This is a genomic window from Pseudarthrobacter ribosi (assembly GCF_055412865.1).
Genome location: NZ_JBVAYZ010000014.1, coordinates 13,527 through 39,522, shown reverse-complemented (window position 1 = coordinate 39,522; position 25,996 = coordinate 13,527). Strand labels below are relative to the sequence as shown.

Below are 25,996 nucleotides of genomic sequence, written 5' to 3'. Positions count from 1 at the left end.
GATACGCGCCCCGCAAGTCAACCGCTGCTGGTTTCGCCAAAGCTTCCCGGCTGCCCCGCGTCCGAAAGGGGCTGCCTGACGCCGGGTCGCTACTATTGCGACTGTGAAATTGCGCCGCGCGTCAGCCCTCCTGTTGTTCCTGCTGGTCCTGGCGCTCACGGCCGTTTCGGGCGCATCGGCGCAGGCCAGCGCGCCGGGTCCGGTTCCTGTCGCAGCCGGGGCAGGGGACCGCGAACCTCAATCGGAGCCTGGGGCAGGGCCGCTGTGGGGAGTGCAGCTTGACTGGTCGAAGGACTCGGCCGCCGAGTATGCACGGCGCCTGGGGCAACCGGCCGCTCTCTATGCCCACGAAATGTCGCTGCCGGTTCAGGAGGACGAAAAGACCTTCATCCCGCAGTTCCTGGACCAGACGGGGTCCGCCGGCGCCGATGCGCTGATTACAGTCAATCCGAGGGTTCCCTTGGCAAAGGTCGATGCGGAGACCTCGAAAAGGCTGGCGCAGGACCTCAACGTGATGGCTGAGGGGTTCAGCGGCCGGCTGTTCATCCGCTTCGCCCCCGATATGAATGCTGGCTGGGCGGCCTGGGGTCAAAAGCCGGTGGAGTACATCGCGGCGTTTCGTGCCGTGACTTCCGCGATGCGTGGAGCACTGGAAGAGCCGGTGATGGTCTGGTCGCCGTTCCAGGGAAGGGACTACCCCTTTGTCCGGGCTCCGGACGTTGCGCAGCCCGGCAGCCCGGGCTTCGACGCCCTGGACACGAATTCCGACGGCGCCTGGAACCTTGGGGATGCGGCCTACTCGCCGTATTACCCCGGGGACGACGTGGTGGACTGGGTCGGGCTGTCCGCGTTCCATGACGACTCTGCGGGCGGGCCGCCGGTCAACTCCCTCCCTGCAGCGGATGGCCTGACCCGTATGCTGGGACCCGCGCAGCCGGACCGGGCCGCTGCGGACGCGGACTTCTATGCCAGCTATGCCGTCGCCAGGGCCAAGCCGCTGCTGCTGGAAACCGGGGCATTCTTCAGCCCGGCAAGCGGTGGGCCCACTGAAGGGGACATCAAAAGTGCGTGGCTGAGCCAGCTACTCGCGTCCCCGGCTGCCGGGTACAACAACGTCCGGGCAGTGCTGTGGAAGGAAACCGTTGAACTGCGAGCCTCCGGTGAGGTCGCCATCGACTGGCGCCTGACGGCCGACGCGGGCACCGCTTCGACGCTGGCCACCGGGCTCGGCGACGCCGACTTCCTGGCGGGCAGCCCGACGGCGGCGGCGGGCGGGGACGCGGCCAGCAGCCCGTCGGGCGGCAGGGTCGTCGCCGGTGGCTGGGCGTGGCTGGCTGCCGCGGCGGGACTGACGCTGGCCGCCGCTTTGTGGATACTCCCCTTCCGCTGGCCGGCAGCGCGGTCCTGGACCTATCAGGAAGAGCACGTCAGGGACCGGCGAGTGGACATGCTGCGCGGCATGGCGATCCTCTTCGTGGTCGTGAACCACGTAGGCCTCAGCTCCTTGTTTCAGCTGCTGACCCAGGAAACGATTGGCGCGGTGTCCGGCGCGGAATTCTTTGTCCTGCTTTCCGGAGCGGTGCTGGGCATGGTCTACGGGCCAAGGATCAGGAAAAACCCCGGGGACGTGGTGGACAAAACCACCGGCCGTTCCTGGAAGCTCTACGTGACGGCCCTGACCGTCGTCATGACGGTCTTCCTCATCAGTCTCATCCCGCTGATCCAGAGCTCGGTCCTGACCTCCTTCACCGACCAGGGGACCGGTGCGGCAGGTACCGCGGCGGCCGGCCGCAGCTATGACATGTATTCGGAGTTGGAGGGGCTGCTGCAGTTTCCGGTCCCGGCCTGGCTGATCCCGAAAATCCTGCTGCTGGAGTTCGGCCCGTGGCAGTTCAACATCATGGGCCTGTACGTCGTGCTCCTGCTGCTCAGCCCCCTGATCCTGTGGGCGCTGTCCCGCAAGTTGGCATGGCTGGTTCTGCTGGTGAGCGCCGCCCTTTACACGGCGGGGGCCCTGTCCCGCATCCGTCTCCTGCCTTCCCAGTTCGAAGATTCCTTTCCCTTGATGGTCTGGCAGATCCTCTTTGTCCTTGGCCTGACCGCCGGCTACTACCGCAGACCCCTCGTGGAGTGGTTTTCCCGCCACAAGAGCGTGCTGGCCTTCTGCGCGCTGCTGACAGTCCTTTTTGCGCTGTTCGCCTCGTCCAACCCCTACCTGTCCAACGCCTACGATGTCCGCCTTGCCCTGCTGCCGGATGCCCTGCATCAGACGCTTTACAGCGGCTATTTCGGCAGGACGTATCTGGGCGCGGGCCGGCTGATCAATGTCGTGGTGGTCGTCATCACCGCCTACACCCTGTTAACCGCCTACTGGAAGCTGCTGGAGCGGGCACTGGGCTGGTTCCTGATCCCTTTGGGGCAGGCCACCCTGTATGTTTTTATCGTCCACGTGTTCCTGATCCTGGCCCTGGCCAACATCCCCGCGCTGCAGCGGGGCAATATCTGGCTGAACACGGGTGCCTACGTGCTGGTGCTGGGCCTGGTGTGGACGATGGTCAAGACGAAGTTCTTGTTCCGGATCATCCCCCGCTGACCTCACGCCCGGGCGATCACCTCGCCGTTGGGGATCAGGAACCAGCCGTCGTCCGTGGAGCCCCAGCGGTGCCAGCCGGCGGAAATCCGGGCCAGGTCCGCGGCGTTGGCGAAACCGTACTCGAGCGCCTGCTCCGCGAAGGCCGAGTGCAGCACCCGTTCGCCCCAGACCCGCGCCTGCCAGCGGCGCTGCTGGCCGGTGGCGTAGAGCCAGTTGCTGCTGGAGGGGGCGACGTCGGTGAACCCGGCGGACTGGGCCCACGAGACCAGGCGGCGGCCGGCGTCGGGCTCGGCCCCGTTGCGGCGGGCGATCCGCTGGTAGAGCTCCATCCATTCATCCAGTTCGGGGAGGGCGGGGAACCAGCTCATGCCGTGGAAATCGGCGTCGCGCACCGCCACGATGCCGCCGGGCTTGGCGACCCGCCGCATTTCCCGCAGGGCGGCGACCGGGTCCGTGAGGTGCTGCAGCACCTGGTGGGCGTGCACGACGTCGAATGTTTCGTCCTCGAAGTCGAGGTCGTAGATGTTGCCGGCGACGAACTCGGCGTTCTGCACGCCGCGCTCGGCCGCGAGGGCAGCCGCCTGGCCGATCACCTCGGGCGAGCGGTCCAGTCCGGTGACCTTCCCGGGGGAGACGAACCCGGCGAAATCGCAGGTGATGCTGCCCGGTCCGCAGCCGACGTCGAGCACCGACACCCCGGGGATGAGGTGCGGGATCACAAACGCCGCGGAGTTCTCCGCTGTCCGGGAGGCGTGGGCGCGGACCACCGACTCGTGGTGGCCGTGCGTGTACACATCTTCAGGCTGCTGCGCACTCATAAGGAAACGCTACCGCTTTGCGCCGGCAAATCCGCGAAAGGGGAAAGGGCGCAGCGGGGAAGACGGCAGGATTTCGCGTGCGGCCGTCAGTTTTGGGCGATCCTCGGCTCGGGAATCCTGGTGCTCCCGGCCATCGCCGCCAAGGAAGCGGGACCGGCGTCGCTCCTGGCCTGGGCCCTGCTGCTGGTCTTCTGCACACCCGTGGCCTTCAGTTTCGCGGAGATGAGCCGCCAGCAGCCCGACGCCGGCGGGATCGCACACTTCGTCACGCGCGCCTACGGGCGGCGCGCCTCAGCCGTGGCCGGCTACCTCTTCTACTTCGCCATCCCCTTCGGCGCTCCGGCGACGGCCGTGATCGGCGGGAACTACATCGCCCATGCCCTGGGCGGCGGGCGCGGGACGGCGTTGGTCGCCGCCGCGCTGCTGCTGGCCGGCGCCTTTGCGGGCAACGCCGTCGGGATCCGGATGTCCAGCGGCATCCAACTCGTGCTCATGGTGCTGCTGGCCTTGGCCGTGGCCCTGGCTGCGCCGTATGCCAGGGCGGAGAACTTCGAGCCGTTCGCCCCGCATGGCTACTGGGCAGTGGGCGGGGTGGCCAGCCTGCTCTTCTTCTGCTTCGCCGGCTGGGAGGCGGTCACGCATCTCGCGGGCGAATTCCGCCACCCCGAACGGGACCTCAAACGGGCCACCTGGCTCACGCTGGTCGTCGTCGGCGTCGTCTACCTTGGGGTGGTCGCTGCCTCGGTCGCCGTGCTGGGCCCGGCCCTCCCGGGCAGCGATGTGCCGATCGCGCGGCTGCTGGAAAAGGGACTCGGCGGACTCGCGGCCCCGCTGACCGCCGTCGCCGCCGCGGTGCTGACCTTCGGCCCGATCAATACCTTGTCGCCGGCGCCAGCCGGCTGGCTGGGTGCGAGCCTGGCGTCCGACGGCGTGCTTCCGCGGGCGCTCGCGCGGGGCGCCGGTGCGGGCCAGGTGCCCACGGCCAGCCTGGGACTGCTGGCGGTGATGACGTTCCTTTCCTTCGCGGTAGCCGCGGCCGGGCTGAGCGGCCTGCAGTTCCAGATCGCGGCGGCGTCGGCCTGCTTCACCGCCGTGACGGCGTTTGGCCTGGTTGCCGGGATTCGGCTGCTGCCCGCCCGGACGCCGGCCTGGTTCGGCGTGATGGTGGCCGCCGGGGTGATGCTGGCGGTGCTGCTGTTCAGCGGCTGGGCGCTCGCGGTCCCGCTGGGGCTGGCCGCCGCCGCCCTCTGGGCGGGCCGCCCGGCCGGCTGGAGGGTGCTGCGGTCCGGACGTTCGGGAACGTCAATTACCGCGGTGCAGTGGGAGGCGGTCCAGTTGGAGACGGTGCCGTCTGCGCCGCCTCCTGCCCGGCCCGGACCGTGGCATCGATCATCGAGCTCATGAACCGGGTGGCGATCTCCAGTTCCTCCGGGGTGAATTGGGACATCGCGGCGGCCATGTGGCGGGCCAGCGGCTGGAACATGGCGCCGCCGTCGCGGTAGGCCTTGGGGGTCATCCTGAGCTGGACCTGGCGCCGGTCCGCGCCCTGCCGCTCGCGGACCACGTGCCCGGAGTTGTGCAGCCGGTCGATCAGCGCCGTGGTGGCGGGTGAGCTCAGGTGGAGTTCCTTGCGGAGCACGCCGGGCGTGACGATCTGGTTCCTCGCAGTGTGCTGCATGATCACGGCCAGGGCATTGAGGTCAGTCCGGTGCATGTCGTTCCGGCCGCCGGCGGAATCGACGTAGCGGTTGGCCTCCAGGCTGAACTCCTGCAGCAGCCGGACCAGCGGCGGCGGTCCGGAAGATTCCGGGCGTCCCGGGGGATTAACTGTCACGGTGCACCGTCCTCTCTCCCGTGGCCTGTGGCGCCTGCTCCGCAGATGGCGCCCTCCGGAGTTTACTTCAGCGCCACCCGGCCCGGTCTCGGGGACGCCGCGCGGAATTCCCAAGTCTGAGCGGCGGAGGGTTATCCACGTGCATTTATCTCTATCATGGAGATAGTCTATTATGGACTCAATTCTACTCCTCCGAGGCAAGCACCAGAAGGAATCATGAACAAGACTCCACACACCAGTGCCCGTGCCCCCTTCTGGCTGCGCTGGCTGGTTCCGGTCCTGCTCGTCATCACCTGGCTGGCCATCGCCGGGATCGGCGGACCGACCTTCGGCCGGCTGGAGGAGGTTTCCTCGAACGACCAGGCCTCCTTCCTGCCGGCCGGGGCCGAGGCCACAGCAGTCCAGGACTGGCAGGCCAAGTTCCGGGACACCAACGAGATCCCCGCCGTCATTGTCATTGAGAGCGAATCCGCCTTCACTCCGGCCCAGCTCGGCGAGGTGGCCGCACTGAAGGGCGAGCTGGAGGCCGTGGGTGGCGGCAGCACCGTCATCGGCCCCATTCCGTCCGAAGACACCAGAGCCGTGCAGTTTGTGGTCCCGATCGATTCGGCCGGCGAAGTGAAGGAAATCGTCAAGGAACTCCGCAACGAGGTGCAGGCCTCCGCCCCGGCGGGCATGCAGACCTTCGTGACCGGTCCGGCCGGACTGACGGCGGACCTCGTCAGCGCCTTCGCCGGCATCGACGGCATCCTGCTGCTCGCGGCTCTGAGCGCGGTGTTCGTGATCCTGCTGATTGTCTACCGCTCGCTGCTGCTGCCGATCGCCGTCCTCTTCACCTCGGTCTTCGCCCTCTGCGCCGCCATCCTGCTCGTTTTCGGCATGGCCAAGCTCGGCTGGATCCAGCTCAGCGGCCAGAGCCAGGGCATCCTGTCCATCCTGGTGATCGGTGCCGCCACGGACTACGCACTGCTCTATGTGTCCCGGTTCCGCGAGGCGCTGACGCACACCACCAACCGGACGGCCGCCGCGCTGACGGCGTGGAAGAATTCGTGGGAACCCATCATCGCCTCCGGAGCCACGGTCATCATCGCGCTGCTCTGCCTGCTGTTCTCCGATCTCAACTCCAACAAGGCCCTCGGCCCGGTGGCGGCCGCGGGCATCCTCTGCGCGCTTTTCGCGGCGCTCACCCTCCTGCCGGCGATGATGGCGCTGCTGGGCCGCGCCGCGTTCTGGCCGTTCCTGCCCAAGCTGCTCCCGGAGACCGAGCGTGAGCCGGAAATCGTCACCGGACTGGAAGGACAGAAGGGCGTCTGGCGCGGCACCGGCTCCCTCGTGTCCCGCCGGCCCCGGACCGTCTGGATCGCCTCCGTGCTGCTGCTCCTGGTGGCCTCCGCCGGCGTCCTGCAGCTCAAGGCCAACGGCGTCCCGCAGACCGACGTCATCCTCACCGCCTCCAACGCCGTCGACGGCCAGGACGCCCTGGCCCGGCACTTCGACGCCGGCTCCGGCAGCCCTGTGGTGATCGTCGCCGACGAGGCGGCGGCGCAGGAAGTGCTGGAGGAAACCAAAGCGACCGACGGCGTCGGGGACGCCTACCTGCTGGCCGACGGCGGCGTGCCGATCATCACCGGCGCACCTGCTGCCCCCGGCGCACCCCCGGCTCCCGCGGCTCCCGCCGTTCGGGACGGCAAGGTCCTGATCAACGCGACGCTGAACTTCGCCGCGGACTCCAACGACGCCGAAAACGTTGTCGTCGTTCTCCGCCAGGAACTCCAGAAGGTCGACGACGGCACTCTGGTCGGCGGAGTGACCGCCACGGCGCTGGACACGAACACGACCGCCCAGCGTGACCTGGTCACCATCATCCCGGTGGTCCTTGCGGTCATCCTGGTGATCCTGATGCTGCTGCTGCGTTCCGTGCTGGCCCCGGTCCTGCTGGTCGCCTCGGTGGTCCTGTCCTATGGCGCCGCGCTCGGCGTCGCCGCCTTCGTGTTCAACAACATCTTCGGGTTCCCGGGCGCCGATGCCACAGTGCCCCTCTTCGGCTTCGTCTTCCTGGTCGCCCTGGGCGTGGACTACAACATCTTCCTGATGAGCCGGGTCCGGGAGGAATCCCTGAAGCACGGCACCCGGCCCGGCATCCTGCGCGGCCTGGGCGTCACCGGCGGAGTCATCACCTCCGCCGGTGTGGTCCTCGCGGCGACCTTCGCGGCCCTGGGCGTCATCCCCATCATGTTCCTGGTGCAGCTGGCGTTCATTGTGGCCTTCGGGGTCCTGCTGGACACCGTTCTCGTCCGGTCCCTGCTGGTCCCGGCCCTGGCCTACGACATCGGCCCGCGGATCTGGTGGCCGAGCAAGCTGGGGCGCCCCGAGACGGATGCCTCAGTCGGCGCCTTTTCGTCCACTCCGGAGCCGGAAGCTGCAGACGCCGGCATCCGGTAGCCGGCACGCCCGGACGCAGCCCCCAAGCCAGCAGGGTCGTGGTGGTCCTGAATCAGGTTGACATACTCAAAGAGCCCGGGTGATCTGCAGGATCCTGCAGATCACCCGGGCTCGCACTACCCCGCTGCTGCGGGGGTCTTCCGATTGTTGTTGCTGGCTAGAGGATGGCAGTCATCGGGGTCCAGCCCGAGCCCAGGTCGATCCGTTTGAACCAGTCACCGGTCCCATTGTTCGGGTAGAGCCAGAGCCGGCCCGCAAGGTCGCGGGCGATGACGTCGGGCCGTCCGTCGCTGTCCATGTCACCGGGGGCGGTGATGGAGTTCATCGTGTTCCAGCCGCCGCCAAGGTCGACGCGTTTGAGCCACTCATTATTGCCGTTACCGGGGTAGAGCCAGAATTCACCGCTGGTGTCACGGGCCACGAGATCCACGTTTCCATCGTTGTTGAAGTCCCCCGGGGCGGCGATCGAGTTCATGATGTTCCAGCCGCCGCCCAGGTCAACGCGCTTGTTCCAGTCGCCGGCCCCGTTGTTCGGATACAGCCAGAGCTCACCCGAGGAATCCCGAGCGATCAGGTCCGGCTTGCCGTCGCCGTTGAAGTCCCCAGGCGCGACGATGGAGGTCATCACGTTCCAGCCGCCACCGAGATTCTGCCGCTGCTGCCAGTCGCCGGTCCCGGTGCCCCGGTAGAGCCAGAGCACACCGCTGGTGTCCCGGGCGATGACGTCGGCCTTGGTGTCGCCGTTGAAGTCGCCGGCGCTGACGATCGAGGTCATCACGTTCCAGCCGCCGCCGAGGTCGATCCGGGTGGCCCAGTCACCCGTCCCGGTGCCCGGGTACAGCCACAGCCGACCTGAGGCGTCCCGGGAGATCAGATCAGTCTTCCCATCCCCATTGAAATCATTCAACCGTTTCGGCGCCGTCGGAACAGGCGTCGTCCCTGCGCTGAGCTCCAGCATCTCCATGTTGTCCACGTAGGCCGTGATGCCGGTCCCATCGACGATCACCTGGAGCCTGGCCTTGGCCACGTTCGTCGAGCTCGGCGTGTAGGTGAAGTTCATCGACTCCACCCACCGCGAGCCCTCCCGCTTGAGGTACCGCCCGGAGAGCCAGGTTCCCGCCGCGTCGTACTCGTCGACGTAGTACCCGATCTCGCCCGAGGTCAGCGCGGAGACGTTGAGGAAGGTCTTGTACAGGTAGTTCGTCCCCGGGGTGACGGCGACCTGCGGTGAGAACAGGTGTGACGGGGTAGCGCCGGAGACGAGCTTCACCGACCGCGTGGGGTCGGGGTAGCTGCCGTTACCGCCGGTGTCCGCCGTGATGGTCGCGGGAGCGTCGGTCAGCCATCCCTCGGCGATGCCCGAGTTGAAGCTGGCGTTGGGCATCTTGTTGGGGCTTCCGTTCACGAGGCCCTTGGAGACGTTGACGTTCTTGATCTGGCCGGCCGCCACCTTGGTCTGCACGTACGCGGCCAGCTGGTCCAGCTCCGCCGTGCCGTACTCGTAGTCATCCGGGACCTGGCTCGGCGTCGGCCTGATGTCGTGGAAGGTGAACACGGCCCACGTCTTGTTCGTGATTGCCTGGTCGACCTGCGCCTTCAGGGCGGCGACCGGGGTGGTGACCTCCTGCACGGGAATGTCGCGGAGCAGGTAGTCACCGAGCGGCCACGTGTTTTGGCCCGTGTCGGCGAAGCCGCGCATCGAGCTGTAGTGCTTCGCCACGCTGGCCAGCACCGCCGGGTCGTAGTCGCCATACGGCGGAGCGAAGGCGGTCGCGGTGATGCCCTGCGCCGCCAGGGCAGACTTGCTGTTGGCAAGTTCGGCATCCACCTGTGCGGTCGTCAGCTTCGCCGCCTGGCAGTCGCCGCCGACGGAGGTGAGGCACTGGTGGCTGGCCGTGTGCGACCCGATCTCCCAGCCGTACTGGGTCTGCAGCTGTTTGATCTGCGCCCAGGTCATGTACGGGACGTCAGTGTTGGCGCGGCAGGTGTTCGGCACTGCCGTCATGCCGACGCAGTCGGTGACGACGTAGCTGGTGCCGGTGAGCCCGTACTTTTGGAGGGTCGGAGCGGCCAAGTTGAGGGCGCTGGTGTTGCCGTCGTCGAAGGTGAATGAGACGAGTGCCGACGGCGCCGGGTTCTCCACCGCGGCGTTCGCCACCCCGGGAGTCAGCAGTGTGGCGGCCATGGCCACGACCGCCACCCCGATGGTCACGAGCTTGACGCGCGCCCGCGCCAAGCTGGATCTGCTTCTGGTCATGAGTTTTTCCGTTCTTTTCGGGTGGCTGACGGCACCTGGTTACACCGCCGAATGGTGATCACGGTCCCTGCAACTGCTTGAACGCCTGCGCGACCGGCTGGACTTCGATGCCGCTTTCGTCGATGAGCTGCAGCTGGGCGGCGAGGAAGTGGCTGGTGATGGTGCTCCGGTCCGCCGCAGGGGTGCGTCATCGGAGGCCCTCCCCTGCCGCACGCCTGAAAGCCGCTGCGGCGCGGCACCCAGCGCCGTCAGGCGAACCAACGGCAGCGCAAGTAAACCCGCAACGCAAAGCCTCAGGAACCGGTTCATGTGTCAGCCCTCCCGCCCAGTGGTCAATTCACGCCCCGTCGGCGGTCCGGGATTTCACCTGTGGACCGAGTGGTGAGGGTGCGCTAGCACACGGTACTGCCCGGGACCTTGGAAAACCTTGAGAGGTCCATGGGCGGAGGCTCCGTGAGGTATTCGGCCATCGTGATTCCGATGCGGCCAGTGACCTGCCGCGGCCGAGGCAGCGTGCGGCCTTGTCCACCCGGGCCCGATTGTCAGCACCCTTGGCCCCGGCGACCAGGACCAGTACGACGCCGTTAACCAGCAGTGCCGCAAGGGCGACGGCAACGACCGTCGACTGGACGGGCCACGGCACCGGGCCCTTGACCAGCCCGGCGATCAGATCAATCGGGGGCGCGGCAATGCCGGCCATCACGATCCGAGGTGAAACCCAGAGCCACCCCCAAGGACGACAACTTCGACGATGGCCAGCCAGATTTCCAGCCCGTCGCTGAGGCCGGTTCCTTTGCCGTTCGGGGCACTCATGCGGCTCCTTCTTCCCGGATCGGAGCCGGCGCGTTCAGCAGGGTTTCTGCCACCAGGCAACCGTGGCCGCGGCTGCCTCTGTAAGCGGGGTGGGCTGCAGCCCTAGGGCAACCTCGCTGGCGCGCGAGTCCAGCACGAAGGGGCGGTCGAACTGGTACAGGGTCTCGGACAGTTCCCGGGCGGCCGGGGAGAGGACGGCCATCGTCCGCAGCACCCAGCCGGGGATCCCGGTCACCCGCGGGGTCCGCGCGTCGGCAGCGGCGGCGAACGCCTCGGCGATCTTCCGCTGGCTCAGCGCAGGGCCGGTCGGTGCATGCCACACCCGGTTCCAGAGCCCCGGATCCTGCGCGCCCCTGATCATGGCCGCGGCCAGATCCGGCACATACGTGAACGAATGCGGCAGCCCCGCGTCGCCGATCACCATCAGGGATTTGCCTGCCAGGACCGGCTTCACCATGCGCTCGCCGGCATGCGAGGTGCGGACCCTGGGACCGAAGAAATCGCTCGCCACCACACTCACCGTGTCCGTCGCGGACGCCGCCCGGGCCTTCAGTAATTCGGTGCGGATGCCGCGCTTGCCGCCGCGGGCATCGCGCGGGCCCTCCTCGGTCATCGGCCGGTCCGGCTCGCTGTAGGAGTACAGGCTTTCCGGGAAGGCGACGACGGCGCCGGCCTCGCCCGCCGCGGCCAGAACGGTGGCCTCGGCACGGGGGAGCTCCTCCGCCCAGGTCCTGGCGCTGTACTGCGAGCCGTGGATGCAGTGGAACACGGCCTTGGCGCCGCGGAACAGCCCGCCGAGCTGCGCCGGGTCCGACACGTCCGCGGCCTCCTTCTCGACGCGCGGGTGGTCGGGGCCGCCGCCGGAGCGGGTGAGCACCCGCACCCGGTGGCCCGCCGCGGCGAGCTGTTCGGCGACCGTCCAGCCGACCGGGCCGGCGCCGGTGACGACGTACAGGGCCGGGGCCTGGACCGCTCCGGATTCGGACTGGGGCATGGTGTGCTCACTTTCGCTTGTCCAAAGGCGTGCGGCTGGGCTGGGCCTGCCCTCGCCGGCACTGCCCTGCGGTGAGGGCAGGGCTCCCCGAGACCAGCATGCAGCCAGTCCCTCTGCGCGGTCTACCGCTGTCCGACCCCCTGTTGCCTCCCGGCGGCGCTCGATAGACTGCCCGTGCGCCTGCCTGGGCGCGCCGAGGCTTCCAGGAAGGATCCAACCATGTCCGAAAACAACGAGTCTGATCGAGCGGCAGCGGAATCCGGCGACGAGGCCGCCGAGGGCCAGTACGCCGAAGGTGACTACGGCACGGCCGGCACCGCCGGGGAGAACCCGCCCGAGGCCGCGGAAGGCGAATACCCCACCGGTGACTACGGGGCAGCGGGCGTCAGCGGCACCACCGCCGTCGGCGCGGAGGAGGGCGACTACCCCGAGGGCGATTACGGCGTGGCAGGGGCCGGCACGACGCCGCCGGCCGCCGTCGAGGGCGAATACCCCGAAGGTGACTACGGAACCGCCGGCGATGCGGGCGAAAAGGCGCGCAAGCGGGACGACTCCACCGGCGAAGCGGACCGCCGGGACCGGTAAGCGGCGGACTTCGCGCACAGCGAAATTGGCGGCGGCCGGCGTGGCCGCCGCCTGAAGAGTGCCGGAATTCCGGGGGAACGGGCCATTGCGATCGGCCGCCCGCTCCGCTTGTCATCCAAAGTTGAGCGTACGGCGCTCAACTTTGGATTGACTTTGAAATGCGTCTGAGTAAAGTTGAGTGCAGATCGCTCAATAACGGTCGGACCCATGCGGTTGATACCACTGCGGTCCGCAGCCATCTCAGCAAGTTTCCACGGAAAGAAGGACGCAACACATGTCACGTGCAGTAGGTATTGACCTCGGAACAACCAACTCCGTCGTCTCCGTTCTCGAAGGTGGCGAGCCCACCGTCATTGCCAACGCCGAGGGTGGCCGGACCACGCCGTCGGTTGTTGCATTCTCCAAGTCCGGCGAAGTGCTGGTTGGCGAGATCGCCAAGCGCCAGGCCGTCAACAACATTGACCGCACCATCGCTTCCGTCAAGCGCCACATGGGCACCGACTGGAGCGTCGCCATTGACGACAAGAAGTACACGGCGCAGGAAATCTCCGCCCGTATCCTCATGAAGCTCAAGAACGACGCCGAGTCCTACCTCGGTGAAAAGGTCACGGACGCCGTGATCACCGTTCCGGCGTACTTCAACGACGCCGAACGCCAGGCCACCAAGGAAGCCGGCGAAATCGCGGGCCTCAAGGTCCTGCGCATCGTCAACGAGCCCACCGCGGCCGCACTGGCCTACGGCCTGGACAAGGGCAAGGAAGACGAGCTCATCCTTGTCTTCGACCTCGGCGGCGGAACCTTCGACGTCTCCCTCCTCGAGGTGGGCAAGGACGAAGACAACTTCTCCACCATCCAGGTCCGCTCCACCGCAGGTGACAACCGCCTCGGCGGCGACGACTGGGACCAGCGCGTCGTCAACTACCTGCTGAACCAGCTCAAGGTCAAGGGCATCGACCTGTCCAAGGACAAGATCGCCCTGCAGCGTCTGCGTGAGGCAGCGGAGCAGGCCAAGAAGGAACTCTCCTCCTCCACCAGCACCAACGTCTCCCTCCAGTACCTCTCCGTCACCCCCGACGGCCCGGTGCACCTGGACGAGCAGCTGACCCGCGCGAAGTTCCAGGACCTCACCAAGGACCTGCTTGAGCGCACCAAGAAGCCCTTCCATGACGTCATCAAGGAAGCCGGGATCCAGCTTTCCCAGATCGACCACATCGTGCTGGTCGGCGGCTCCACCCGTATGCCCGCCGTCTACGACCTGGTCAAGGAACTTGCCGGCGGCAAGGAGCCGAACAAGGGCGTGAACCCGGATGAGGTCGTCGCCGTCGGCGCCGCCCTGCAGGCCGGTGTCCTGAAGGGCGAGCGCAAGGACGTCCTCCTGATCGACGTCACCCCGCTCTCCCTCGGCATCGAAACAAAGGGCGGCATCATGACGCACCTGATCGAGCGCAACACCGCCATCCCGACCAAGCGCTCCGAGACCTTCACCACGGCGGATGACAACCAGCCGTCCGTGGCCATCCAGGTCTTCCAGGGCGAGCGCGAGTTCACCCGCGACAACAAGCCGCTGGGCACCTTCGAGCTGACCGGGATCGCTCCGGCCCCGCGCGGCGTCCCGCAGGTCGAGGTCACCTTCGACATCGACGCCAACGGCATCGTGCACGTCTCCGCGAAGGACAAGGGCACCGGCAAGGAACAGTCCATGACCATCACGGGCGGTTCCAGCCTCTCCAAGGAAGACATCGACCGCATGGTCAAGGACGCCGAGGAGCACGCAGCAGAGGACAAGGCCCGCCGCGAGGCAGCCGACACCCGCAACACCGCCGAACAGCTCGCCTACTCCGTGGACAAGCTGATCGCCGACAACGCCGACAAGCTGCCGGAAGAGGTCAAGACCGAGGTCAAGGCCGACGTCGACGCGCTCAAGGCCGCCCTCGAAGGCACCGATGACGCAGCCGTGAAGACCGCGTTCGAGAAGCTCCAGGCTTCCCAGGGCAAGCTCGGCGAGGCCATCTACGCCCAGGCAGGTTCCCCGGACGGCGCCACCGGCGCCCAGGGTGACCCCGCCGGTGAGCAGGCCGCCGGCTCCGACGAGGACATCGTCGACGCCGAGATCGTTGACGAAGACGAGAAGAAGTAATCATGCCGCATCACGGTAACGAAGAAGAGCACGGTTCTTCCGAGAGCCGACGCGACGCTGAGCAGCAAGAGAACGAGCCGCAGAAGCCGATCATCCACGACAACCGCAAGGTTGATCCGAAGACCGGCCAGGCCCGCCACCCCGACCAGGAGCGCGCCGCCGCAGGGGACACGGACTCCGGGGACGCCCTGTCCCAGGCGGAGGACATCCTCAACAGTGTTGAGGTGCCGGCCGTGGAGTCCGTGGCCCAGGGTGCCGACGGCGCGGAGGCGGAGGAGCTCAGGAATGACCTGCGCCGCCTGCAGGCCGAGTACGTCAACTACCGCAAGCGCGTCGAACGCGACCGTGCCGTGGCGGGGGAGATGGCCGTTATCGGCGTCCTGAACTCCCTGCTCCCGGTACTGGACGACGTCGACGCCGCACGCCAGCACGGCGACCTCACGGACGGACCGTTCGCCGCGATCGCCGCCAAGCTGGAGAACGCGCTGAAGACCTACGGCCTGGTGCGCATCGATGAGACCGGCGTGGAGTTCGACCCCACGATCCACGAGGCCCTCATCCAGCAGCCCGGACCGGATGTCGACATCGACACCGTCAGCCAGGTCCTGCGCTCCGGCTACAAGTCCGGGGACCGGGTCCTGCGGGCAGCCCAGGTTATCGTGGCGGTTCCGGCGTAGCAGTACCCCATCGAGGTGACAGTTCGCGCCAATGTTTCGACCAAACATTGGCGCGAACTGTCACTTCGGCACACAGATTTGAAAGGAAACGCCATTGGCTAGCCAGGACTGGGCGGACAAGGACTTTTACAAGATCCTTGGAGTCGCCAAGGACGCTTCCGACGCCGACATCAAGAAGGCTTACCGGAAGCTCGCGCGGCAGCACCATCCGGACACCAACGCGGGGAATGTCGCCTCGGAGAAGAAGTTCAAGGACATCTCCGAGGCCTACTCCGTGCTCTCCGACGCCGACGAGCGCCAGCAATATGACGCCATCCGGGCCATGGGCGGCGGTGCCCGGTTCGCCCCGGGCGGTGGCGGCGGCGCCGGCGGGGCCGGCTTCGAGGACCTCTTTGGCGGTCTGTTCACCGGGGGCGGCGGACGCCAATCCGGCGGGTACGGCACGTCCGGCGGCATCCCGCCGGAGTTCGCCGACCTCTTCGGCGGAGCGGGCGGCGGCTTCGGCGGCGGCGGACAGTCGTTCCAGCGGGCCCCGCAGAAAGGCGCGGACCGGACGGCGTCGACCTCCATCTCCTTCGCCGGATCCATCCGCGGAACCACCATCGGCCTGCGTGAACCGGACGGCGAAGTCATCGACGTCCGCGTCCCGGCCGGCATCAAGGACGGCCAGAAGGTGCGTGTCCGCGGCAAGGGCCAGTACGGTCCCGCCGGAAACGGGGACCTCATGGTCACCGTCTCGGTGAAGCCGCACGATTTCTACGTCCGCGACGGCGACAACCTGCGCATCCACGTGCCGGTCACCTTCCCGGAGGCCGCCCTGGGCGCCGACATCGAGGTTCCGACCATCGACGGCGACAAGGTCAAGGTCCGCGTCCCGGCCGGCACACCGTCCGGGCGCACCCTTCGCGTCAAGGGCCGCGGCGTCAAGCACAGCAAGGCCACCGGGGACCTGCTGGTGACGATCGACGTCGCCGTCCCGCGGAAGCTGAATAAGGAAGCCGAGGAGGCCGTCAAGACCTTCGCCGCGGCCACCGCCGGCGAGGACGTCCGCGCCGAACTGGCAGCCAAGGCCCGGCTCTAGGAGCGGACGCCTGCCATGGCCATCGACTACGAGCAGCCGATCTTCGTCATCTCCGTCGCCGCGGAACTGGCGGACATGCACCCCCAGACGCTGCGGCAGTACGACCGGCTGGGCCTCGTCTCGCCCAGCCGCGCCCCCGGCAAGTCCCGCCGCTATTCGCAGCGGGACATCACCATGCTCCGCGAGGTGCAGCGGCTCTCGCAGGAGGGCGTCTCCCTCGAAGGGATCAAACGGATCCTGCAGCTGGAGAACCAGGTGGCAGCCCTGCAGCGGCGCGTCGCCGAGCTGAGCGAGGAACTCGAACGTCGCCCCCGCAGCCTGGAGTCCCGCATCTTCGCCGCCGGAGCCGCGGGCGACGTCGTCAGCCTGGCCCGCGGCAAGCGTCCCCGGGCCCGGTCCCAGGCCGTCGTGGTGTGGAGGCCGCGGAACGGCGAGTGACGCCGCCTGCCGGCCAATGTGTCGCCGTTCCTGCCAACATGACGGCAGGAAAGTTTCCTGCAGGTTAACTTTCCTGCCCGTACTTTCCGCCGTTTTGACAGCGAACTTACCGTTCCCGCACGCCCGGCCGGGGGAGCAGCCCCGGTCCGAAATGGTGCGGAAACGAAGCGTCACGCCTGTTGAAACAATTCGCTCCTAGATTGAGGCCGATGGGTCCCGTCAGGGCCCTGGAGACCAGCCGCTGCCGCGAGGCAGCGCGGAGCGAGAAGCAGGTAATCATGAGGGTTGCACTAACTAAGCGCGCTTTAATCCCCCTGGCCGCGGCAGCGATGGCAACAGCCCTTGCCGGCTGCGGCAGCCAGGTTTCGGATCCGGCCTCCGCTAATTCCACCGCCAGCGTCAGCAGCTCCTGCGTGGACACCTCGGGCAGCAGCGTCAAGGTCGGTTTCATCAACTCGCTCTCCGGCACCATGGCCATCAGCGAAAACACCGTCTTTGATTCGCTGAGCCTGGCCGCGGAGGAAATCAACGCCGCCGGCGGCGTCATGGGCAAACAGCTTCAGGTGATCAGCGAGGACGGCGCAAGCGAACCGACGAAATTCGCCGAACGTGCCGGGAAACTGATCCAGCAGGACTGTACGGCAGCGGTCTTCGGCGGCTGGACGTCCTCCAGTCGCAAAGCCATGCTCCCCGTTTTTGAAGCCAACGACGCCCTGCTGTTCTATCCGGTCCAGTACGAGGGCCTGGAAGCCTCCAAGAACATCTTCTACACCGGGGCCACCACCAACCAGCAGATCATCCCGGCTCTGGACTACCTGGCCGAGCAGGGCACCAAATCCATTTTCCTGGTGGGCAGCGACTACGTCTTCCCCCGAACGGCCAACAAGATCATCCAGGCCTATGCCGCCGCGCACGGCATGGAGGTCCTGGGCGAGGAGTACGCGCCGCTGGGCTCCACGGAGTTCTCCACGATCGTGAACAAGGTCCGCGACTCCAAGGCGGACGCCGTCTTCAACACGCTCAACGGCGACAGCAATGTGGCGTTCTTCAGGCAGTACAAGAGCGTCGGCCTGACCGCGGACTCCATGCCGGTGGTCTCGGTATCCATCGCGGAAGAGGAAGTTCCCGGCGTCGGACTGGAAAACGTGGAAGGCCAGCTCACGGCCTGGGACTACTACCAGACCCTCGACACACCGGCCAACACGAAGTTCGTGGCCGCGTTCAAGGCGAAGTTCGGCACTGCGCGGGTCACGAGCGACCCGATGGAAGCGGCGTACACCTCGCTGTACCTGTGGAAGGCCATGGTGGAAAAGGCCGGCTCCTTTGCCGTCGACAAAGTCCAGGCAGCGGCCGGTGGAGTGACTTTCGAGGCGCCTGAGGGCACAGTCACGGTGAACGGCGAGAACAACCACATCACCAAGACTCCCCGCATCGGGAAGATCAACTCCGAGGGCCTGATCGACACGGTGTGGGCCTCACCGGAAGCTGTAGAACCCGACCCGTTCCTGACCAGCTACGACTGGGCCAAAGACCTGGCCAAGTAGCAGCTTCCACCACACCTGCAGATAGCTGAGGAAAGGCCCGCTGGAATGGAACTGCTGATTGGACAGATGTTTGCCGGACTCAGTCTCGGCTCGGTGCTGCTGCTGGCCGCGCTGGGGCTGTCGCTGACCTTCGGCCAGATGGGGGTCATCAACATGGCGCACGGCGAGTTCATGATGGCCGGTGCGTACACGGCCTTCGTTGTGCAGCGAAGCATCTCCGATGCGGGGGTCTCGCTGCTGGTGTCCATTCCAGTGGGTTTCCTCGTGGGTGGTCTGCTGGGGCTGGTGCTGGAGACCGTACTTCTGCGGCGGATGTACCACCGCCCCCTGGATACCCTGCTGGTCACGTTCGGGGTGGCACTGATCCTGCAGCAGGCCGCTCGGGATATCTTCGGCGCCCCCAGTGTGGACGTCCGGGCGCCCGCGTGGCTGCAGGGCAACATAGAGCTGCTGGGAGCCCCCATTCCCTTGACCCGGCTCTTCATCCTGCTGCTGTCGCTGGTGTGCCTGGCGGGACTTGCGCTGGTCCTCAAAGCCACGCCGCTGGGCCGCCGCATCCGGGCGGTGGTCCTGAGCCGGGACCTGGCCGAAACCAGCGGCATCTCCACCCGGCGCACGGACCAGCTGACGTTCTTCATCGGATCGGGCCTCGCCGGGGTGGCGGGCGTGGCCGTCACCCTGATCGGCTCCACCGGCCCTTACCTTGGCACCAACTACATCGTGGACGCGTTCCTGGTGGTGGTGGCCGGGGGAGTCGGACAGATCAAGGGGGCGGCAATCGCCGCCTTCGCCCTGGGCGTGCTGCAGTCCGTCTTCGAGTTTTCGACGACGGCCAGCATCGGCAAGGTGCTGGTCCTTGTCCTGATCGTGGTCTTCCTGCAGTTGCGGCCGCAGGGCATCTTCAGCCTCAAGACAAGGAGCCTGGCATGAGCGTTTTCCTGCAATCCCGGTGGGGTGTCCTGGCAGGTTTCGCCGCAGGCGCGGTGCTGCTGCTGGTGGCGGCGCCCGCCGCGCTCTCGGCGTTCAACCTCGCCCTCTTGGGGAAGTTCCTGTGCCTTGCGATCGTGGCCGTGGGAATCGGGCTGGCCTGGGGACGCGGAGGCATGCTGACCTTGGGCCAAGGCGTGTTCTTCGGGCTGGGCGCCTACATCATGGCCATGCACCTCAAATTAGCGGACGCCTCGCTCTTCGGCGGGTCCGGCGTGCCGGACTTCATGTCGCTCTACGGCAGCGGCGAGGTCCCCGGCTGGTGGGAGCCGTTCCGGAGTCCCGTGGTGACCCTCGCCGCCGTCGTCCTGGTTCCCGGGCTGGTGGCGCTCCTCCTGGGGCTCGCCGTCTTCAAACGGCGCGTCAAGGGAGCCTATTTCGCCATTCTCAGCCAGGCGCTGGCGGCCGCCTTTGCTGTTTTCCTGATCGGCCAGCAGGCCACCACCGGCGGCTCCAACGGCCTCAGCGGCTTTCGGTCCTTCTTCGGTTTCGACCTGAAGGACCCCTCCAACAAGCTCATGCTGTATTCGATCGCCGCCGTGGTGCTGCTGCTGGCACTGGCGGCGGCCCGGCAACTTATGCACTCCCGATTCGGTGAACTCCTCGAAGCCGTCCGTGACCAGGAGGAACGGGTCAGGTTCCTGGGGTATGACCCCGCCACCATCAAGACGGTGACTTATGTGATCGCCGCGGTCATGGCAGGGATCGCCGGTGCCCTGTTCGTGCCCATCGTGGGGATCATCTCGCCGGCCGATGTGGGCGTGATCCCGTCCATCGCCTTCCTGATCGGAGTGGCCATTGGCGGCAGGGCCACGTTGCTGGGGCCAGTGCTGGGAGCCCTGAGCGTGGCTATCGCCCAGACCAGCCTGTCTTCGACCTTCCCGTCGTTCTGGGTCTATTTCCAGGGTCTGCTCTTCGTGCTGGTGATCGGGTTCCTGCCCGGCGGCCTCGCGTCGCTGCCCCGGCTCGTCGCCGGGCTGAAGACACGCCGGAAGGAAGCGCACAGCACGCCGCCGGCGCCCGTCCCCGAACCGACCGCCATCCCGGAAGGGGCAAGCCGATGACAACCCCCACGCTGCTGCCCGAGGGCGAGCCCCGGGCCGGCGGGCTCCGCCACGGCCGGCCCAAGTACCTCGAGGTCCGCGACCTTACGGTCACGTTCGACGGTTTCGTTGCCGTGGACAAGGTCAACCTGGACGTCACGCAGGGCGACCTGCGGTTCCTGATCGGACCCAACGGGGCCGGCAAAACCACGATCATCGACGCGATCACAGGGCTCGTTCCGGCCACCGGGTCCGTGAACCACACCGGCACCGAGATCCTGGGCCGGAAGGTGCACAAGATCGCACGGCTGGGAGTGGGCCGGACGTTCCAGACGGCGAGCGTCTTCGAGAACCTTTCGGTGCTACAGAATCTTGACATTGCCGCTGGGCCCGGCCGGAAAGCCCGCGAGCTGTTGCGGCGCCGGCAGGGCGTGGATCCGGCCGTTCAGGAGGCTCTGGAAATCATCGGGCTGGACAAGGCGGCGGACAAGCAGGCCGGGACGCTGGCGCACGGGCAAAAGCAGTGGCTGGAGATCGGCATGCTGCTCGTCCAGAACTCGGACGTGCTGCTGCTGGACGAACCCATCGCCGGGATGAGCCAGGACGAGCGTGCCGAAACCGGGCGGCTGCTGCGCCGGATCGCAGCAAGCCGCATCACCCTGGTGATTGAACACGACATGGATTTCGTTCGCGAGTTCGCCACCTCGGTGACCGTCCTCGCGGCCGGCAAGGTGCTCAGCGAGGGCAGCGTGGCGCAGGTGCAGGCCGACACGAAAGTGCAGGAAGTTTACCTGGGCACGGCCGGAATGGAAGGGCACTGATGCTGGAAGTCAAAGACCTGCAGACCGGCTACGGGCGCACCCAGGTCATTTCGGGAGTGGACCTCACGGTCCCGGACGGCTCGCTGGTTTCCGTCCTCGGCCACAACGGCGCCGGAAAAACCACGTTGCTGCGCGCCGTCGTCGGGCACTTGAAGCCCACCCGCGGCACTATCACCCTGGACGGGGAGGACATGTCCTCCCTCCGCCCTCACCAGCGGGTGGCGCGCGGCATGGCGTATGTTCCGCAGGGACAGCAGTCGTTTGGGCAGCTGACGGCGCTGGAGAATCTCCAGCTCGTGGCCGACGGCCGCCGGAACGGCAAGGAACGTGTGGCTGAGGCACTGGACATGTTCCCGGCGCTCCATCCGCTGCTGGCCCGCCGGGCAGGCCTCCTGTCGGGCGGGCAGCGGCAGCAGCTGTCCATTGCCCGGGCGCTGATCACCGAGCCCACCCTGCTGATCCTGGATGAGCCAACGGAAGGGATCCAGCCCAATGTGGTGGCTGAGATTCAGGAGACCATTATCAAGTTGTCCCAGCGCAGCGGAATGCGTGTCCTGCTGGTGGAACAACACATCGGCTTCGCGCTGAACGCCGCCGACAGCTACTACGTGCTGGCCGCAGGACAGGTCAGTTCGCGGGGTGCGGGTGGCGCCGGATCAGCACAGCAGGTGCGCGAGGCGATGCTGATCTGATGCGCCCGACACTGTCCGCGCTGTCCCAGTAGTCGGCGGGCCCGGGGCAAGTAGCCGCACAGGCGCCCGGGTGGTACCCGGCCGGAAAGACGGGTACAGGGTTTGCGTGACTTCAGGGCCGCCCGGCCGTTTGAATTGTCCTGGCAGGAAAGACTGGCATCACCGCCAGCGAAACAGCGAGGACAGCCGGGGGGCACCGCATGTTTGATCCATCATCGCCGGGAAAATCGGCACCTGGACCCGCACTGATCGCGGGCAGGTCATGAACTCCGGGCTCCACGCCCTGGCCATGTTCGCAGGATCCCTCACAGGCTCCATCCTGTTGACCCTGGGCCAGACGGTCGTCGTCATCTGCGTCTGCTTCGACATGGTCCGCGCCCTCTCGGTGCCGCGGTCCCACCGCCGCTACGTGGCCAACACCGTCTTCACCACACTGGCCTGGCCCTCGATCCTGATCTGCGCCGTCAGCGTGCTCATCGATGCCGCCAGCGGGACGTGGCGGGACGTCGCCGCCGGGGTCTTCATCATGGTGATGGTGATCTACCGGTGGCGCCACGGCGGCGATGAGGACAGCTGGTGGAAGGGCAAGGGCAAGAAACTGGCCACCTGGTTCAGGAAGCAGACCGCCTCCCGGTCCGTGACGGCGCCGGCCGCGGCATGACCCCGCGCCGCAGTCAGGGGCGGCGACGCGTCAGTCGGTGAACAGCGCGGCCAGGTCCTCGGCCGTCAGCGCTCCACCGGAGAGGGCATCGCCTTCCATGACGTCTGCGAACAGCTGGGACTTCCTGGCCTTGAGCGCCATGACCTTCTCCTCGATGGTGTCCTTGGCGACCAGCCGGTAGACCATAACGTTCCGGGCCTGGCCGATCCGGTGCGTGCGGTCCACGGCCTGTGCCTCGGAGGCCGGGTTCCACCACGGGTCCAGCAGGAACACGTAGTCCGCCTCCGTCAGGTTGAGGCCGAAGCCGCCTGCCTTGAGGCTGATCAGGAACACCGGCGCGGCGCCGTTCTTGAACTCGTTCACGACGTCGGTGCGGTTGCGGGTGCTGCCGTCGAGGTAGCAGAACTCGATGTTCTCCTCGACGAGCCGCTCGCGGACCTTGCCCAGGAAGCCGGTGAACTGGCTGAAGATAAGGGCCCGGTGTCCCTCCGCCACGAGGTCCTCCAGCTGCTCGAAGAGCACATCGAGTTTGCTGGACCGCACCCCGGAGAGCGAGGGGTCGATCAGCGAGGGATCCAGGCTGAGCTGCCGCAGCAGGGTGAGGGACTGGAAGATGGTGAAACGGTTCTTGTTGACGTCGTCGATCAGGCCCAGGATCTTCTGCCGTTCCCGCTGCAGGTGCGTCTGGTAGACCTTCTGGTGCCGCGGGTTCAGCACCACCTCGAGGATCTGCTCCTGCTTCGGCGGCAGGTCGTGGATGACCTGCTCCTTGGTGCGGCGCATCATGAGCGGACGGACCCGGCGTCGCAGCTTGTCCAGCTGGGCCTTGTCGCCGTTCTTTTCCACCGGCTTCTGGTAGTACTCGGCGAACCGCTTCGGGCTGGAGAAGAGCCCGGGCGCGACGATCGAGGTGAGCGCCCAAAACTCCATCAGGTTGTTCTCCAGCGGGGTGCCCGTGATGGCGAGTTTGAACACCGCCGGAAGTTTCCGGGCGCACTGGTAGGCCTTGGACTGGTGGTTCTTGACGAACTGGGCCTCGTCCAGGACCAGGCCCGCCCATTCCTTGGAGGCATACGCCTCATAGTCGATCCGGAACAGGGCGTACGAGGTGATGACGATGTCCGCCCCCGCCATGGCCTCGGCAGGGCTCGAGCCACTCTTGGCAAAGGTCTCGCCGACGGCGCGCACCGTGAGGCCGGGGGCGAACCGCGCGGTCTCGGCCTCCCAGTTGCCGACCACACTCGTGGGGGCAACGACGAGGAACGGGGAAGTGCCCGGCGCAGCGCCGGGCACGGCGCCGGCCACGGTGGCGGCAGCACCGCCGTCGGGCGCTGCGGCGGGCCCGGAGGCCAAGTCTTTGGCGGCGCAGATCAGCGCCAGCGCCTGCACGGTCTTGCCCAGGCCCATGTCATCGGCCAGCACCCCGCCGAGTCCGTGCCGGTAGAGGAAACTGAGCCAGTTGAAGCCTTCCAGCTGGTATGGGCGCAGCTCGGCGTTGAGAGTTGCGGGCAAGGGCAGGCCCTTCACGCCGCCTTCCAGCAGCCCGCCGACAGCCTCACGCCAGGCCGCGGCCTGCTCGTCCACGATGCCCAGCTGCGCGAGTTCGTCCCAAAGCCCGGCCTGGAAGCGGCTGATTTGCAGCGGCGCGTCCTTATTGTCCTGCAGTTCCCGCGCCTCTTCAATCAGCGCCCGGAGCTGGTGCAGTTCGGGCAGGTCCAGGGAGAAGTAGGCGCCGCTGGGCAGCAGCATCTTCGTCTGGCCGGCCGCGAGGGCGGAGAAGACGGCCGCGAAGGACACCGGCTGGCCCTCCAGGGAAATCTGGATGCCCAGGTCGAACCAGTCCCGCTGCTCGGTGGCTTTGGTGGAGATGGACACCACCGGGGCCTCCTCGGCCTCGCGGTAGTCGGCGATCTCGCCGGCCGTGTCCACGCTGACGCCGGAGACCTCGCGGAGCGCAGGGAGCAGCTCCTCGGTGAAGGCCAGGGTGTCGAGGCCGCTGAATTCGGCCGAGGCTGCCAGCCGCGGAGTTCCCCAGCCGCCCGTGGCCGACTCGCCCAGCGCCGGCACCACGTCCCAGGGCTGTCCGAGGGCTTCGAGGATGCGGGCCTCGGCAGGGTCGTCCCGGTAGCCGTGATCGCCGGGGTGGCGCCACAGCGGCTGCGACGTGACGAGCGTGCCGGACTTGTAGTGCCACTCCCAGTGCAGCCGGACCCGGTGGTCGGCGCCGTAGTTCGCGAGCAGCGACAGGGTGGGAACGGCCAACTGGGGCAGCACAACGGACTCGTCCGAGGCCGTGACCCGGGCGCTCTGCTTGAGTTTGGGGTAAAAACCGGTCAGGAAGCGGGTCTCGTCCCGGGCCGGAATGTGCAGCGTGGTCCCCGCCGTGACGAAGGTCAGGAGCTCCTCGCTGAGCCCGCTCTCCAGCGGAGCGAGCGTGATGGCGGAGTCCGTCGGTGCGACTCCCGGCAGGGCGTCCGCCCCGGAGGTCAGGAAGATCCCGTGCGCCGGCCGCCCGATGGTCCCGACGGTTGCCGGATCAACCACTTCCCCCTCCACGGTGATGCTGGGGGCCAGGGACAGGCCGCCGTCGTCCCCGCCGGCGGCGTCGGGCACTACGGCGCCGTTCCCCTCGGCGGGGGCCGGCGCGGTACCGAACCGGGTCAGGTTGAGCCCGACGGCGGCTGGCTGTTCAACGAGCCGCACGGGCTCCGGGCCGCGGCTGTGGACCAGGGCGACGCCGATCTTCCCGGCCTGGGCCAGCAGGCTCCACAGGTTCTTCCCGGCATAGGTGTTCAGGCCCAGCCACAGCCCGGTTCCGGCGTGCTGGCGGTTCGCCTGGGCGGTGTGCGACGCGAGGAACTCCTGCATCCACTCGACGTGCGCCTCATTGCATTCGCGCCGGTAGCTCAGATAGCTCAGGGTGTTCCAGGAGACATCGCCGCGGATCCATTTGCCCTTGGCGCCCATAATCACGGGACGGGCCTTCAGCTGGCGCACGCTGCGCAGCGGATCCCGGCGTCCGGTGTAGGAGAAGTGCGGGGCGGGTTCTTCAATCTCGAACTGGAGCGCCAGCGGCACCCCGCTGGTGGACTGCGTGATCCCCGGCTGGGCGATCAGCGGGTTGAGGGCCTGTTCCCAGTCCGGGACCTCAAGCACCGGGGCACGCCGGGACAGCCGGCTGACGTCGGCGGGGGCCAGCAGCTGAACCCGGATCGCCGGGTTGTCCTCGGCCGCGAACAACAGCGCGGCCACATGCTTGCAGTCCTTCCGGACCGGGCAGCTGCAGACACCCACGGTGCAGCTCCAGCCGCCCGCCTTCCGGACCAGCTTCGCCGTCGTCGAATACGGCACATCGGCGCCGCCCCGCACCTTGCCGAGCATGAGGCCGGTGGCGGCGTCGAAGGAAATACCGGAAACGCGGCTCCCCATGGCGTAGGCAAGCCCGGCCGCGAGGGAACGGTCGTTGATCGCGGGAGTCTGTATTGCCAGTGCCGCACTATCGTCCGGATGGGATGGCATGTGCGCACTACTTTCGGCAGTTGGTCATCGGATCCATCTTAGCGAGCCTGGCAGGGCTCC

Annotated in this window: 19 protein-coding genes; 14 read left to right on the top strand and 5 right to left on the bottom strand. The window is 67.4% G+C overall.

Annotated elements, in window-relative coordinates; all coding sequences use genetic code 11:
- The first annotated feature begins 103 nt into the window (after positions 1-103).
- A complete protein-coding gene (gene opgC / locus ACZYZ5_RS14135; RefSeq protein WP_463902432.1) occupies positions 104-2,593 on the top strand; it encodes an OpgC domain-containing protein in 2,490 nt (829 codons plus the stop codon).
- Between the two features lie 2 nt (positions 2,594-2,595).
- Here opgC and ACZYZ5_RS14130 read toward each other — a convergent pair whose 3' ends face one another.
- Positions 2,596-3,411, bottom strand: coding sequence for a methyltransferase domain-containing protein (locus ACZYZ5_RS14130; protein WP_463902431.1), 816 nt, complete (start codon positions 3,409-3,411; stop codon positions 2,596-2,598).
- Between the two features lie 99 nt (positions 3,412-3,510).
- Between ACZYZ5_RS14130 and ACZYZ5_RS14125 the strand changes: the two genes are divergently transcribed.
- Positions 3,511-4,815, top strand: a complete 1,305-nt coding sequence (locus ACZYZ5_RS14125) for an APC family permease (protein WP_463902526.1) — start codon at positions 3,511-3,513, stop codon at positions 4,813-4,815.
- On the opposite strand, the gene ACZYZ5_RS14120 is transcribed toward ACZYZ5_RS14125, so the two are convergent.
- Positions 4,718-5,245, bottom strand: coding sequence for a MarR family winged helix-turn-helix transcriptional regulator (locus tag ACZYZ5_RS14120; RefSeq protein ID WP_463902429.1), 528 nt, complete (start codon positions 5,243-5,245; stop codon positions 4,718-4,720). The two genes, ACZYZ5_RS14125 and ACZYZ5_RS14120, sit on opposite strands and share 98 nt — an antisense overlap.
- A gap of 216 nt (positions 5,246-5,461) precedes the next feature.
- Here ACZYZ5_RS14120 and ACZYZ5_RS14115 point away from each other — a divergent pair, with 216 nt between their 5' ends.
- Positions 5,462-7,687 carry an MMPL family transporter gene (locus ACZYZ5_RS14115; protein ID WP_463902428.1) on the top strand — a complete coding sequence of 742 codons (2,226 nt, stop codon included), beginning with the start codon at positions 5,462-5,464 and terminating at the stop codon, positions 7,685-7,687.
- Positions 7,688-7,844: 157 nt separating this feature from the next.
- On the opposite strand, the gene ACZYZ5_RS14110 is transcribed toward ACZYZ5_RS14115, so the two are convergent.
- Positions 7,845-9,944, bottom strand: a complete 2,100-nt coding sequence (locus ACZYZ5_RS14110) for an FG-GAP-like repeat-containing protein (RefSeq protein ID WP_463902427.1) — start codon at positions 9,942-9,944, stop codon at positions 7,845-7,847.
- A gap of 847 nt (positions 9,945-10,791) precedes the next feature.
- Positions 10,792-11,751 (bottom strand): NAD-dependent epimerase/dehydratase family protein, encoded by a 960-nt coding sequence (locus tag ACZYZ5_RS14105; RefSeq protein WP_463902425.1) that lies wholly within the window; start codon positions 11,749-11,751, stop codon positions 10,792-10,794.
- A 219-nt stretch (positions 11,752-11,970) separates the two neighbouring features.
- Between ACZYZ5_RS14105 and ACZYZ5_RS14100 the strand changes: the two genes are divergently transcribed.
- The 11 genes from ACZYZ5_RS14100 (at position 11,971) to ACZYZ5_RS14050 (ending at position 22,417) form a co-directional block, all read left to right on the top strand.
- Positions 11,971-12,336, top strand: coding sequence for a hypothetical protein (locus tag ACZYZ5_RS14100; RefSeq protein ID WP_463902423.1), 366 nt, complete (start codon positions 11,971-11,973; stop codon positions 12,334-12,336).
- 274 nt (positions 12,337-12,610) lie between these two features.
- Positions 12,611-14,473 carry a molecular chaperone DnaK gene (gene dnaK / locus ACZYZ5_RS14095; RefSeq protein WP_463902421.1) on the top strand — a complete coding sequence of 621 codons (1,863 nt, stop codon included), beginning with the start codon at positions 12,611-12,613 and terminating at the stop codon, positions 14,471-14,473.
- A 2-nt stretch (positions 14,474-14,475) separates the two neighbouring features.
- Positions 14,476-15,150, top strand: coding sequence for a nucleotide exchange factor GrpE (locus ACZYZ5_RS14090; protein ID WP_463902419.1), 675 nt, complete (start codon positions 14,476-14,478; stop codon positions 15,148-15,150).
- 94 nt (positions 15,151-15,244) lie between these two features.
- On the top strand, positions 15,245-16,231 hold the full coding sequence (locus tag ACZYZ5_RS14085) for a DnaJ C-terminal domain-containing protein (RefSeq protein ID WP_463902417.1): 987 nt from the start codon (positions 15,245-15,247) through the stop codon (positions 16,229-16,231).
- Between the two features lie 15 nt (positions 16,232-16,246).
- Complete coding sequence (locus ACZYZ5_RS14080) at positions 16,247-16,669, top strand: heat shock protein transcriptional repressor HspR (RefSeq protein WP_463902415.1); 423 nt, start codon at positions 16,247-16,249, stop codon at positions 16,667-16,669.
- A gap of 278 nt (positions 16,670-16,947) precedes the next feature.
- Entirely contained in the window at positions 16,948-18,213 is a 1,266-nt protein-coding gene (gene urtA / locus ACZYZ5_RS14075) for an urea ABC transporter substrate-binding protein (RefSeq protein ID WP_463902414.1), read from the top strand.
- Positions 18,214-18,258: 45 nt separating this feature from the next.
- Complete coding sequence (gene urtB, locus ACZYZ5_RS14070) at positions 18,259-19,143, top strand: urea ABC transporter permease subunit UrtB (RefSeq protein ID WP_463902412.1); 885 nt, start codon at positions 18,259-18,261, stop codon at positions 19,141-19,143.
- Positions 19,140-20,264, top strand: a complete 1,125-nt coding sequence (gene urtC / locus ACZYZ5_RS14065; RefSeq protein ID WP_463902411.1) for an urea ABC transporter permease subunit UrtC — start codon at positions 19,140-19,142, stop codon at positions 20,262-20,264. Before urtB ends, urtC begins: the two co-directional genes overlap by 4 nt.
- Complete coding sequence (gene urtD / locus ACZYZ5_RS14060) at positions 20,261-21,064, top strand: urea ABC transporter ATP-binding protein UrtD (protein ID WP_463902410.1); 804 nt, start codon at positions 20,261-20,263, stop codon at positions 21,062-21,064. The genes urtC and urtD overlap by 4 nt, the downstream gene beginning before the upstream one ends.
- A complete protein-coding gene (gene urtE / locus ACZYZ5_RS14055; RefSeq protein ID WP_463902409.1) occupies positions 21,064-21,756 on the top strand; it encodes an urea ABC transporter ATP-binding subunit UrtE in 693 nt (230 codons plus the stop codon). Before urtD ends, urtE begins: the two co-directional genes overlap by 1 nt.
- Positions 21,757-22,018: 262 nt before the next feature.
- Positions 22,019-22,417, top strand: coding sequence for a hypothetical protein (locus tag ACZYZ5_RS14050; RefSeq protein WP_463902407.1), 399 nt, complete (start codon positions 22,019-22,021; stop codon positions 22,415-22,417).
- 30 nt (positions 22,418-22,447) lie between these two features.
- Here ACZYZ5_RS14050 and ACZYZ5_RS14045 read toward each other — a convergent pair whose 3' ends face one another.
- The gene (locus ACZYZ5_RS14045; protein ID WP_463902405.1) at positions 22,448-25,936 is read right to left on the bottom strand and encodes a DEAD/DEAH box helicase; all 3,489 of its coding nucleotides are present in this window, start codon (positions 25,934-25,936) and stop codon (positions 22,448-22,450) included.
- Positions 25,937-25,996 lie beyond the last annotated feature (60 nt).